At 60.1% G+C, this 13,830-nt stretch carries 4 protein-coding genes; 3 read left to right on the top strand and 1 reads right to left on the bottom strand.

What is annotated here, in order from left to right; translation table 11 throughout:
* Positions 1-104: 104 nt before the first annotated feature.
* Entirely contained in the window at positions 105-2,222 is a 2,118-nt protein-coding gene (locus tag ONV78_RS30715; RefSeq protein WP_279508406.1) for a TonB-dependent receptor, read from the bottom strand.
* A 394-nt stretch (positions 2,223-2,616) separates the two neighbouring features.
* On the opposite strand from ONV78_RS30715, the gene fes reads away from it, so the two are divergent.
* The 3 genes from fes to ONV78_RS30730 all read left to right on the top strand — a co-directional run bounded on the left by fes (position 2,617) and on the right by ONV78_RS30730 (position 13,197).
* Positions 2,617-4,080 (top strand): enterochelin esterase, encoded by a 1,464-nt coding sequence (gene fes / locus ONV78_RS30720; RefSeq protein WP_279508407.1) that lies wholly within the window; start codon positions 2,617-2,619, stop codon positions 4,078-4,080.
* Between the two features lie 55 nt (positions 4,081-4,135).
* Positions 4,136-4,357: an MbtH family protein gene (locus tag ONV78_RS30725; RefSeq protein WP_216738417.1), complete on the top strand. Its 222-nt coding sequence runs from the start codon at positions 4,136-4,138 to the stop codon at positions 4,355-4,357.
* Positions 4,358-4,554: 197 nt separating this feature from the next.
* Positions 4,555-13,197 (top strand): non-ribosomal peptide synthetase, encoded by an 8,643-nt coding sequence (locus ONV78_RS30730; protein ID WP_279508408.1) that lies wholly within the window; start codon positions 4,555-4,557, stop codon positions 13,195-13,197.
* Positions 13,198-13,830 lie beyond the last annotated feature (633 nt).

The following is a 13,830-nucleotide window of genomic DNA, read 5'->3' on the forward strand; positions in this document are numbered from 1 at the left end:
GTGAGCATAGCTCACCCAAAAACAGACTTTGATTGCAGGTTTGCAGCTGCGGCCATCCTTGGCGGTCTGCTGCGCTCTAGGGTAGGGTTGAGCGCAGTCTCACTCTAGAGTCGGTAGTCGACCACGATGCCCGCTGTGCGGGGTGGTCCGACCTGGGCTTCGGTGGAGGCCCAGGTAGTTGTCTGGCGGTAGAGGACTTCTTCGTCGAACAGGTTTTTCACATAGAGGCGTACGGTGAAGTCGTCGTTTTCGTAGCCGGCGTTGACGTTGGTGATCACGTAATCGCCGGCGGTCAGGTCGTTGTTGTTGGTGACGTCGGAGTAGTATTCGCCTACGTAGCTGACGTCGGCCCCGGCGAAGTAGCCCTGGTCGAAATATTTGGTGAAGCCCAGGTTGGCGTTGACGCTGGGGGCGTAGCCGAATTCATTGCCTTTGATGTCTGGACTGCCGTCAACGGCTTTGGTGGCTTCCGTTTTCAGTAAGCCGACCGAGCCGAACACTTCCAGACCCGCCGCCAATTGCGCGTTGGTCTCCACTTCCAGGCCATAGCTGCGGCCTTCTGGAATATTCACGAAACGACGATTGAGAATGGATTGGTAGCCGTCGTATTCATTGGCGAACAGCGTGACGCCCAGGGTCATGCGGTTATCCCAGAGGCTGGAGCGGCTGCTGGCTTCGTAAGAAATGACTTCTTCTTTCTCGTACTCATAGAAGCTGCTGTCATCCCAGTCCAGGGAACCGCCGCCCGGGTTGTAGCCTTTGCGCACTACAAAACCGAGCAACGTCTGCGGCGTGGCCTGATAACTGACGCCGGCTTTGGGCAGGAACATGGTTTCGCCGATATCGGTCAGCAAGCGGCCTTCATAGCTGGTGTCCGGCCAGGCGAGGATATTTCGTTCCTGGCTTTCTCGTTCCACACGGCCGCCCACAATCAAGTCCAGACGTTCCGTCAGCGCGAAAGTGGCGTCGCCATACACCGCAACGGTGCTGACATCGTCATCGCCGCTGAAAGTGGCCGGATCCACCGCGAGATCCTGAGTGCGTTTGAACAGATAGACACCCACCACGCCGCTTAGTGGGCCGGACGCCGGGTCGTACACCAGACGGCTTTCCAGCGAGTTGCTTTTTTCCTCCAGATCCAGTGTCAGATCGATATCGCCAACGCGGGAGGCGTATTCCTCGAACTTGGCCTGGGTGTTGGCGTGGTTCAATGTCAGGTAGGCGGTCAACGCATCGTTGAGAACGTATTGCACATCCAGGGCGTAGCTGGCGCTGTCCGAATCCTGATAACGGGTGTTGGACACGTCTCCATTCAGCTCATAGTCAAAGAAGTCGCCGTTGACGAAATTGAGATATTCGCCTTCCTGACTGCGGTGTGTGGCGGTGAACTTCACCGACAGGCCAGACAACGCGGAAGGCTCCCAGAGCAGCTTGCCGCGCAGGTTGTAACGCTTGGACTCAGATGGGTCCCAGGGCCAGTCCTGGCCGCTGATAGGGTAGTCAATATAACCCTCTCCCTGGGACGCGCTGGCGGCCAGTCGGAACGCCAGTTCATTATCGATCAGAGGACCGGATGTCATCAGGGCGAGCTGCTGCTTGCTGTCGGCGTTCTCATAGCCGGCGCGGACCGCGCTTTCCCAGTGATAGGTGGGGTCTTTGGTCAACACGACAATCGCGCCGCCGATGGAATTGCGACCCTGGGTTGTGGACTGCGGTCCACGCAATACTTCCACCTGCTGCACGTCCCATAAATTAGCGTCTACATACTCCTGGCCGAACCAGGATTCAGAGACGCCATCGACGCTGGTGCTGACCTTGGGGCGCGATCCCGCCACCAGCGCGAAGCTGCCGTTGGCCGCGCCGGAGCCTTCCACGCCCCGGATGTTGGGAACGCCGTAGGGGTTCGCAATCATGTTCGGCACTTTATCCACCACCTCAAAGACGGACTGGGTCTCGCCGGTGTCCACTTTCAAGTCGTCAAGAACGGTGACGGCGCTGGTGGACTCCTGCAGGTCGCGGTCGATCTTTTCACCGGTCACCACCACCGGTGCCAGGGTGGTGCTTTCCGACTGCTTGACGCGATCCGGCTGCGCCAGCGCAAGAGTTTCCGCCGCGGCATGGGCGGCCATGCCTCCTGCGAGCGCAGTGACGGCGACTTTGGTGGCGAACGCCAAGGGATGCAGGCGTGGATTCGATCGTTTATCCCGAAACAGGAACATCATTGTCTCCCCAAATGGTTGGTTTTTGCAGTGCGCCGCTGGCGGGCGCGCCCAGTGCTTGGCTCCCTGTTAATGCGATCGAAGAGGAGGGTGGATGACGACCTCGGGGATGTCCGCAGGTATTCCTGACTAGCTGCATCGGAGACCGGCGCAGTGCGGACGGATGATTATCTAAATGAGAATCATTCGCAAATAACTATTGAATGCAAATGATAATCATTATTATTATGTAAAACAACACTGATGCAGACAGAGCGGAAATTTCGTTAGCCGGCGCAGCTTTACCGTTAAAAAGCGGGAGAGAAAAGCGTTAGAGATCGACGTTGCCGTTCCTGACTACCGCGAGTCCATCGCAGAAGAAATGAACGCCGGGCGCAGTCCCGGGAAGGTGAAAACCATGTCCGAGATCATTGACCGCAGAATGCCGGTCCCCATCTCACACGAGTCATCGACGACACAACCGTTAGCGTCCATACAAAAACCATTGTCCGGAAAGCTGTCCTCGTCCGTGCAGCAGCCATCGTCCCTGAAGCAAGCGTCGACCCCTGCGACCTCTGAATTCAGCGCATTCGAGCTAGGCGACGACATTGGCGACGAACACTGGTGGCGCGCTTTGCAACAGAAAGGAACGCCGCTGGTGGAGCCCCTCGCCAACGATCAGGCGCGGGTGACTTTTGTCTGGCGCGATCCGCATGGCGACGAACATCGCTCGCCCATCCGGCGCGTGTATATCGACGTCAACTCCGTCACTAATCATCGCAGTCGCAACCCGCAAAGCCTGGAGCGCATCGCCGGAACGGATGTGTGGCGCTGGCGGACGACCTTACCGGCCAACTGGCGGGGAACTTACACGCTGGCCCCTGTCGCCAAAGATTACCTGCCGCCGAACTGGAGCGGTAGCGAAGAGCGTCAACGCATGAGCCAGCGCGTCTGGTGGCGGGATGTGATGAGTCAGGCCATCGCTGATCCGCTTAACCCCAATCAACCCTATAGCGCCAGCTGGGGCGGCGCAGCGTCCGCCCTGCATCTTCCGCAGGCGCCGAAGCAGAGGGCGTGGCGTAGTCTGGACGCAGGGGAAAGCAGACCGGGCGACGACAGCGGCGCGCTGTTGCAGGAACTGCACTGGAGCAGTCAAACGCTGGGCAATCGCCGCAAAGTCTGGATATTCAGCCCGGAAGAGGCGCAGGGCGACAACCTTGATCCTCGCCGACGTCCTCTGGTCATTCTGCTGGATGGCCAGCACTGGGCGACCCGCATGCCGGCGTTTTCCGCCTTGCAATATGAAACCCGCCAGGGCGCGTTGCCTCCCGCCGTGTATGTGTTGATCGACGCTATTGATGGCGAGCGTCGCAGCGAAGAACTCTGCTGTAACCCGCGTTTCTGGGAGGCGGTGCAGGACGAGCTGATCCCGCTTGCGGCCAGCGTAACGCCGTTTTCCAGTCGCGCCATGGACACCGTTGTCGCCGGACAGAGTTTTGGCGGACTGGCGGCGATGTACGCGGGGTTGGCGTTTTCAGAGCGTTTCGGCTGCGTGCTGAGCCAGTCCGGCTCTTTCTGGTGGCCTTATGTGGAATATCTGCATGCGCCGCTTGGGCAGTGCGCAGTGCGTCGCCCCGGAGAACGCGGCGCGCTGGCGGAGCAACTGGCGCAAGGCCGCCTCAGCGCCCGGCCATTGCGCATCTATCAGGAAGTCGGCGCGCGGGAGGATGTGATGATCGACCTCAATGAAACCCTGCGCATAGAGCTGGAGCGCGCCGGCCATCACGTGAATTACCAATTGTTCGAAGGCGGTCACGACTGGCTTTGCTGGCGCGGCGGACTGATTGAAGGCTTGCGCTGGCTGCTGGAACAACCTGGCTGACGGATTAATCAGACGCCGCTGTAACGGCGCGATAGCATTTAAAGGAGTCTCATCTATGAATACAGAACAGCCCAACCCGTTTGACGACGAATCCCTGCCATTTCTGGTGCTGATCAACAGCCGCGGGCAATACAGTTTATGGCCGCAATTCACCTCGATTCCGCCTGGTTGGCGCAACGTCCTCGGTCCGGCCAGGCGCGCCGATTGTCTGCACTATATCGAGCAGAACTGGACCGATATCCGTCCCCGATTATCGATTGATCCAGCAGACAAGTAGCGTCCTTCTATTTGTACGCAAACGGCAGGTCCTGCCTGGGGCAGGCCCTGTCTCCCGCGGTTTATCGCCGCGTCGGCGCATTCATGCGCCCGCTTATTAACACGTCAATACCCTTGCCATGTTAATAACGACGCCTGAGCGCGTCTGTCCCAACACTCCCGATTCGAATTTATCCGGCCGACAAGAGGGAAGGCATTGTGTTAGAAACTTCAGGTAAGAACTCTCTGGCTCCAGAGGAGGTGGAACTTCCTCTGATTGGAACCCAAATGGGCATATGGCTCGCCGATCAGATTGCGGTAGGGCGCAACAGCTACGTAGTGGCTCATTATGTGGATTTACAAGGGGCGCTGGACGCGCCTCTGTTGCAGCGTGCGATACGCATGGGGCTGGCGGAGACGGATACTCCCCACGCCCGTTTTATTGAAGACGACAACGGCGTTCTGCAGCGCCTGCCGATGAATCGCTGTGTCGATGACGTGGACGTTCCGGACCTGCTGGACCTGACCGCGGAGCAAGATCCCAAACGACAGGCGGGCGTCATTATGTACGACGACCTGGGTACGCCCTGGCGCGGCGAAGAGGATCAGCCGCTGTATCGGCATATGCTGATTAAAGTCGGGGCGGAGCGCTGGTTCTGGTATCAGCGCTACCATCATGTGAGCGTGGACGGCTACAGCTTCGCCGCGATCACGCGCCGCATCGCCGATATCTACAACGCCCTGCGCAAAGGCCGCGCGCCGGAAAAGAGCCGTCACACCCCCTTCGCCAAAGTCGTGCAGGAGTATCAAAGCTATCAGGCGTCCGACGCCTATGCTCAGGACCGCGCCTTCTGGTGGGATTACGCCGCGACCCTGGCGGACCCGGTGTCGCTGGCGGCGGGAGAGCGTCAAAAGGCGGGCGGATTCGCCAACGCCAATACCCTGAAACGCAGACTGCGACTGCCGCTGCAGCGCTTCGACATACCCGCCGAAACACGCCTGAACCCCAATGAAATCGCCATGGCAGGGGTGTTCGCCTATCTGCGACGAATGACTGGCCACAAGCGAATTGTCGTGGGCATGCCGTTCATGCGACGTATGGGATCGGCCGCCCTCAACGCCACCGGTCCGGTGGTGAATGTATTGCCGGTGCAACTGGATATGGAGGGCGCGCCTGATATCGTCAGCCTGGCGCGCCGTTTGACCTCGGAGCTGGCGCGGATTCGCCGCCGTCAGCGTTACGACGCCGAGCAATTGCAAAGAGATGTGGGCGTGGTGGGCTCCGGTCGAGGCCTGTACGCCGCTACGATTAACCTGAAAATATATGATCAGGGGCTGGATCTGGACGGCGTGCCCGGCGTCACTCAGGTACTGGCGGCCGGTCCGGTGGAGGATCTGGAGTTTGGTCTGTGGCTGGAGCAGAACGCACTGGTGATCGAGCTTACCGCCAATCCGGAACGCTATGCGGATCAGGAATTGCGCCTGCATTGCGAGCGACTGGCGCATTTTCTGGAATACGCGTTGCGTCATCCTCAGGAGTCGATTGAGCAGCTTCCTTTATTGGGTCCGGGAGAACTGGCGCGCCTGCGTAACTGGTCAACCGGACCCCGCGTGGATGCGCCCGCCCAGGCGCAGACCATTCTGGATATATTTCACGCCTGCGCCAGCCCGTTCGAACAGGAAATAGCGCTGCGCTGCGGCGATGCGTGTCTGACTTTCGCCGAACTTTCCGCCCGCGTTAACCGCCTCGGCCGTGAACTGATCGCCCAGGGATTGGCCCCGGACGATCTGGCGGCGATCGCCTTGCCCCGGGGCGTGGACTATGTGGTGTCTATTCTCGCGGTGCTGTCGGCAGGTGCGGCGTATCTGCCGTTGGACCTGGATTATCCTCCTGAGCGTCTGGCGCTGATGCTCGAAGACGCCCAGCCGAAACTGGCGGTGACGCACGGCGCCTTGGCCAAGGAGGCCCTAAAAACAGTTCCTTGTGTTGCTTTGGACGACTCAGCGTTGCAACAACGCATCAACGCGAGGTCCGGCGCTACTATTCGCGATGAAGAGCGCGCCGAGCCGTTACGCAGCGGTCATCTGGCGTATGTTATCTATACCTCCGGCTCCACCGGCGCGCCCAAGGGCGTGATGGTGACCCACGGCAGTCTGCTCAACTTATTGCTGTCCCATCAGGCCACGCTCTACGGCGCCGCCATGGCGCAACTGCAGGGACGTCGTCTGCGGGCGGCGCACAGCGCCTCATTTTCCTTCGACGCGTCCTGGGAACAGTTGATCTGGCTGCTGCTGGGGCAGGAACTGCATATCTGCACGGAAGAGCAGCGACGGGACGCTCAGGCGCTGGTGGAATTGGCCCACAGCCGAGGCATCGACGCCTTTGACGTGCCGCCTTCCATGTTGCAGCAGATGCTGGATTGTGGACTGATGCAGGACGGAGCGCCTCATCCCAGTCTGGTGCTGATCGGCAGTGAAGCCGCGCCGCCCGCGTTGTGGCGCAGGGTGAAACAGTATCCGAAATTGCATGTGCACAACTTCTATGGCCCTACTGAATATACGGTGGACGCCTTGGGCGCCGGCGTCGCCGCGGCGGACCAGCCGGTGATCGGACGCCCGGTGGCCAATACCCGTATTTATGTGCTGGACACGGAACTGCGCGACGCCTCGCAGGGTGTGACCGGCGAGCTCTATGTCGCTGGCGCAGGACTGGCGCGGGGCTATCTGGCGCGCCCTGGCATGACCGCCGCGCGCTTCGTGGCGAATCCGGAAGGGGAAGGCGACTTGATGTATCGCACCGGGGATCTGGTGCGCTGGACTCCAGACGGACAGCTGGAGTTCGTCGGCCGCAGCGATCGACAGGTGAAAGTGCGCGGCTTCCGTGTGGAGCTGGGTGAAGTGGAGCATGCGCTGGAGGCGCTGCCGGGCGTGAGTGGGGCGGTGGTGACCGCGGCGACGGCGGGCGCCAGTCATCGGCTGACGGCCTATTGCACAGTCAATGAAGGCCTGCGTCACGATGACGAACAGCTTCGCGATCGACTCTATCGTCAGCTGTCCGAAATGCTGCCGGACTACATGATGCCCTCCGCGCTGGCTGTCCTGCCCACCTGGCCGCTGACGGTAAACGGCAAGATAGACAAACAGGCGCTGCCGACGATTCGTCCGCCATCGCGGCAGGGAGGAAAGGCGCCGGTCACTGAGGCGGAAAAACGGGTCTGCGCCGCCATCGCTCAGGTGTTGGGACTGGAGCAGGTGGCGGTTGATGACGACTTTTTCAATCTGGGCGGCGACAGTATTTCCGCCATGAGCCTGGGGACCGAACTGCGGCGCAGCGGCTATCAGTTGCGACCGAAGGAGGTGTTCACCCAGCGCACTGCGGCGCGTATGAGCAGAGCCATGCAGCCGCTCAAGAAACAGGGCGGAACCGCCAGCGGTTTGATCCAGGGGCCGGTGGGCGCCTTGCCGGCGCCGAGCTGGTTTGCGGAGCATTACGGCTGGGAGCGCCGATTTGCGCAAGGCGTGCTGCTGCGTATTCCCGCGCAGATACAACCGGCGCATTTAAGGGAGGCGCTGCAGGCGCTGCAACGGGCTCATCCTGCATTACGCGCCTATATCGGCGAAGAGGGGCTGGCGATAAAAGATATCAGCGCTGGTCTCGACAGCCGAATTCTCACCCGGGTTGAGGTGGCTCATGAGGCCGACTCAGAGGCCTTCGGCAAACTGACGGATGAACTGTTCGAGGCGTCCGCGGCGGAACTGAATCCCGCCGCTGGCGTCATGATGCGCGTCTGGCGCATCGCCGACAGAAACAGCGGCGTTTGGTTAATGCTGACCTTGCATCACCTGGTGGTGGATGGCGTGTCCTGGCGGGTGCTGCTGCGCGAGCTGGAAACCGCCTGTGAAGCGATCGCGGCTGGCGCTGCGGCGATGATCCCCGCAGAAGAAACTTCTTTGCGCGATTGGTCGCGGACCTTGCATGAAGAGATTCCCGCGCGACGTCAGGAGCTGGCGCTGTGGCGGGATATGTTGCAAGGCTATTTGCCGTTGCTGTCCCGACGACCTATTGATCCGACAAAGGATACCTACGGCGCTGCGCAACACTGGCGCACCCTGGCGGACGCGATGCTGACCAAGGCGTTATTGCAATCGTTGCCGGGCGCATACCGGGCGTCTATTGACGAGATTTTGCTGGCGGTGGTGGCGAAAGCGTTTTGTGAAGAGCGCGCGGCCTCCGGCGTACGTTTTTCTCTGGAATCCCATGGGCGTGAAATCCTGCAGGAGCAGGCCGATCCCGCCCGCACCATCGGCTGGCTGACGGCGGAGTATCCGGTCACATTCGATCTGACGGCGGTCATATCGGGTCAGTATGACGCGGCGGAGCCGGTGCGGGCGGTGAAACGCAGCCTGCGGCGAATCCCGGATCATGGTCTGGGCTATGGCGTGTTACGTTATCTCGACAAAACGAGTCGGGATGAACTGGCGCAACTGGAGTCCGAGCACCGTCCTCAGGTGTTGTTCAATTATCTGGGGCGCTTCAATGTCGGTGAGGATTACTGGACGCCGCGCCATCTCGGCGAGCGTTTCAAAGACGCCTTCGCTGTGGACATCGATGGCGACCTGTCCATGCTGTACGGGCTGGAAATCAATATCTTCGTGGATGAAGCCAGAGGCGAGCCCCGACTGGCCATCAACTGGACCTGGGCGGAAGGTTTGTATGATCGCTGGCTGATCGCCCGTCTGCATCAACGCATCGTGGAAAACCTGCGTGAGCTGGAGCACTTCGCCGCCTACCGTCCTGGGGCGGCGGCGGATACCTTGATTGCTGCGGAGACGGTGGTCGCTGGAGTGAGCCTGGACGAAGCCATGTTGTCCGAGTTGCGTGATCGCTGCGGTCCTCTTGCGGCGGCGTTGCCTGTGTTGCCGTTGCAGCAGGGGCTGTTATTCCATGCGCAATTGGGGGAGGCGGCCAGCAAGTATAACTCCACCACACGTCTGGATTTTCGTGGAACGCTTGATGTGGAGCGGATGCGGGATGCGCTGGAGGCGGTGTTGCGTCGTCATCCGCAAATGGCGGCGGCGTTTGATGCCGAGACTGTGGCGCAACCGCTGCAACTGATTCCTCTTGTGATCGACGGCGAGCGCCGTTGGCCCTGGTCGCAATGCTATCTGGGCGACCTGCGCGGGGAGGTGCTGGAGTTGGAACTGTGGCGTCTGGAGCAGGAAGAGCTGGCGCGTGATTTCGATATCGCCGCGACGCCGGCGCAACCTCTGCTGCACGCCAGATTGATTCACCATATCGACAACCGTCACACCCTGTTCTTAACGGCGCACCATTTGGTGGTGGACGGCTGGTCCACGCCGATTTTGCTGCGAGACTTTCTGCACGCCTATGGCGATGGCGCGGACACCTTGACTCCTACGCATTCCGATTACGCCCTGGTGGTGCGCGACCTCTGCGCCAGAGACACGGAGGCCGCCGCCACCGCCTGGCGCGAGGCGCTGAAGGACGTCCGTCCCACCTTGTTGTTTGAAGGCGCGTCCGCGCAAGCACAGGTGAAAGAGCTGGAGCTGACTTTGCCGAAGGCGTTGGAGCAGGCGCTGCAGACCTGCTGTCGTGAACAGGGGCTGACCCTTAATACCCTGATGCAAGGCGCCTGGGCCGCCGTACTGGTGGTGTTGAGCGGCCGCGATGATGTGGTGTTCGGCGCGCCAGTGTCAGGACGTTTCAGTCCGGTGGATGGACTGGAGGAGCATGTCGGGCTGTTCAGCAATACGATTCCGGTGCGCATGCGCTTCGATCCTGAGCGGCCGTTATTGGCGCAATTGCAGGGGCTGCAGGCGCAACAGGTGGCGTTGCTGGAGCACGACTGCCTGGGACTGGCGGATATTCAGCGGCTGGCGGGGACGTCGACCTTGTTCGATACCTTGCTGGTCAGTGAGAACTATCCCGATGACGACGGGCTGACCGAGCGGGATTATCTGGGCGCGCGCTTGACCCATATTCGCAATCGCGGCTACACCCATTATCCGCTGACGATTATGGTTCTGCCTGGAGATAGCCTGCGATTGATTATCGAATATCGTGAGCCAGTGACCCAGGCGGAGGACATCGCGCAACGACTGCTGAGCGTGCTGGAGCAATTCGTCTATCACCCGGCGACGCCCTGGAGCCGGATGGATCTGCGCACTCAGAACGAACGCAGTCTCATTGATAGCGTCAACGCCACGGACGCCGCTGTCGCCGACAGTACACTGTGCGAGTTACTGGGGGAGCAAGCGCGCAGGACGCCAAACGCGGTGGCGCTGGAAGACGAAACGCTGCGACTGAGCTATCGGCAGATGCGCGCCCAGGCCCTGGCATTGGCGCAGAAAATGCGTCGGGCGGGGGTTAATACGGGGGATATTGTCGCTGTCGCTTTGCCCCGCTGCGCGCGGCTGAGCATTGCACTGACTGCGGTGCTGGAGAGCGGCGCAGCCTATCTGCCGCTGGATACCGGTTATCCCGACGAGCGCCTGGCCTATATGGTGCGCAACGCCGCGCCGCGTTTGATCATCACTTCTTCGGATCAGGCATCCCGTTTCCGCGCGATGGGGGAGCTGATGCTGTTTGATCAGTTGGTGGCGGAAGTCGCGGAGATTGAGGAAGGTGGGCTGGAAAATGAATCAGAAGCGCAACCAGCCTTATCCCAGCGGCTGACGCCGGATCATCCCGCCTATCTGATTTATACCTCCGGCTCCACCGGCAATCCCAAAGGCGTGTTGGTGTCGCACCGGGCTATCGTCAATCGTCTGGTCTGGATGCAGGCGGAGTATGGCCTGCAATCCGACGATGTGGTGCTGCAGAAAACCCCCTGTAGTTTCGACGTGTCGGTGTGGGAGTTTTTCTGGGCGCATATGGTGGGGGCGTCGCTGTATATGGCGCCGCCAGAGGCGCATCGCGACCCGGATGAGCTGCTGGCGCTGATCGAGCGCCACAAGGTGACGACGCTGCATTTTGTGCCATCCATGCTGGCGGCGTTTGTGAACCGATTGCCGGCGGCTATCGCCAGTCAGGGGGAGATTCCCTGTGGCGGACTGCGTCGTGTCTTCTGCAGCGGCGAAGCGCTTTCCCGCGAACTGGCGGATTTGTATTCCGTCTACATTCGCGCCCCATTGCACAACCTTTATGGGCCCACGGAGGCGGCGGTGGACGTCACTTATAAACAGGCGTCCGGACTGCTCGATAAAGAGCGTGAGAATACGGGGTTGAGCGTGCCGATTGGACGCCCTGTGTGGAATACGCAGTTGCGTATCCTGGACCCCTGGCTGCGTCCGGCGCCGGTCGGCGTGGCGGGAGAGCTGTATCTGAGCGGCGTGCAGTTGGCGGACGGCTATCTGGGACGTTCAGATCTCACCGCCTTGCGTTTTGTCGCCGATGCCGCAGGCGAGGGCGCGCGTATGTATCGCACCGGAGATGTCGCGCGCTGGTTGCCGAATGGCGATGTAGAGTATCTGGGACGCAGTGACGATCAGCTCAAGATCCGCGGCCAGCGTATCGAGCTGGGTGACATCGAGTCCGCCCTGCAAAGCCTGCCGCAGATCAAACGGGCGGTCGTTCACGCCCGTGTGATCAACAACGGCGACGCCGCCATGGCGGGCGCGGATAACCGCCAGCTCGTCGGCTATGTTATCCCCCATGCTGAAGAGATTGACGCCGACGCCATACGCCGCCAATTGGCGGAAACCCTGCCGGCCCATATGGTCCCTGTCGCCATCGTGTCTGTAAGCGAATTCCCGTTGAGCGCCAATGGCAAACTGGACCGCAAAGCCCTGCCGGAACCCTCTACGGTGAAGAGTGAGACTCAGGGCAGGGCGCCCAGGCCGGGATTGGAGGCGCAGATCGCCGACGGGTTTCGGCGCATATTGAAGTTGTCGACGGTCAATGCGGAGGATGATTTCTTCACTCTAGGCGGACACTCATTGCTGGCGATGACCTTGGCGGCGGATTTGCGCAAGATGCTGGGGCGTCCTGTCTCGGTGGGTGTCATCATGGCGTCGTCGACGGTGGAGGCCCTGGCTGCGGCGCTGGCGGATGCGGGAAGTGAATCGGCGTCCGACAATGCCGGCTTCGGTCAAATTCTTCCCCTTCGTTCCGGACGCGGGGCGCCTCTGTTCTGCATTCACCAGGCTTCGGGGTTCGCTTGGCAATACAGCGCATTGACGCGTTATCTGCCTGCTCATATGCCACTGGTCGGCCTGCAATCCCCGCGTCCGGATGGCGCGATTGCAGTGAGCGGGAACATCGAGGATGCATGCGAACATCATCTGCATAACCTGCTCAGTATTCAACCCAAAGGGCCCTATCACATTATGGGGTACTCGTTGGGCGGAACCATCGCGCAAGGACTGGCGGCGATGTTGAGTGCGCGAGGCGAAAAGATCGCGTTTCTGGGGCTGATAGACGCCTACCCGCCTGAAGGGCAGGACTGGAGCGGCTCCACTGAAGAAGAGGCGCAAGCGGAAGTAGCCAAACAAAGGGAGCAATTTATGGTCGACGCCGAGTATGCGGTAGATGAATTCATCGAGCGGGAAAAAGAAGATATGTTCACGCAAATTGTCGCCAACTACGACGATTCCGTGCGACTCCTCTCCACCGCCCGCACGCCGTATTATGACGGCGACATCCATATCTTCGTCGCAACGGAATCCCTGCCGGAAGGCTGGCAAGTGGAAGGCAGCTGGGAACCCTACATCCGCGGCATGACCCGGCACGATATCCAATGCACCCATGAAGACATTATCTCCCCGGAGACATTGGAAACATTGGGACCGCTGTTAAATAAACTGCTGACGGAAATGAACGAAGGAGGTGGCGAACGCTGATTTGATTTTGGCCTTGGGGCGGAAGCCTCAGGGCCTTTCCCTGGCCCATGGAGGGAATCTTGGAGCGTTTACAAAATGCGGAAAAATCCTCTCGTATCTCAAGTAGGTTGGAAAAGCGCAGCGCCTTCCAACATGACCAATGCCGAAACTCATCTAAGAGGCGTTTCGTAAATCGAAATAACTAGCTTATTCAATTTGAGAGGGTGCTGCATACATCTTCACATAGTTCCGGAAAAGCACACGCCTTCAAACATAATCAGGGTTTTGAGCCATTAGCTGGCATATTTCAGATTGGGCATGTCGTGTTGGAACCCTATGTCTGCTTGACTTGAGATTTGATCGGGGCGCCAACAAGCTCAGCAAAAATAAGAATAGGGCGCGCAGACCAAAACGTCATCGCGCCACTCCTCCGTTCGCCCTGAGCTTGTCGAAGGGCTTCCCAGAGCGCTAACCTAAACCCACTAACACCCTCAGTCGTGAAAACGATCCCCCTCTGCCCATGGACTGGTCGCCAAATTGCGCGTTTGGTGATTCCTCGGCCTGCTGGATGCTGAAGCGGCGACATTCACATGTTCGTCGCCACCCGCACCTTACCGGAAAACTGGCAAGTGGAAGCCTCTGGGCACTTTCGTG

The sequence above is a fragment of the Hahella sp. CR1 genome, from assembly GCF_029813005.1.
Taxonomy (GTDB): domain Bacteria; phylum Pseudomonadota; class Gammaproteobacteria; order Pseudomonadales; family Oleiphilaceae; genus Hahella.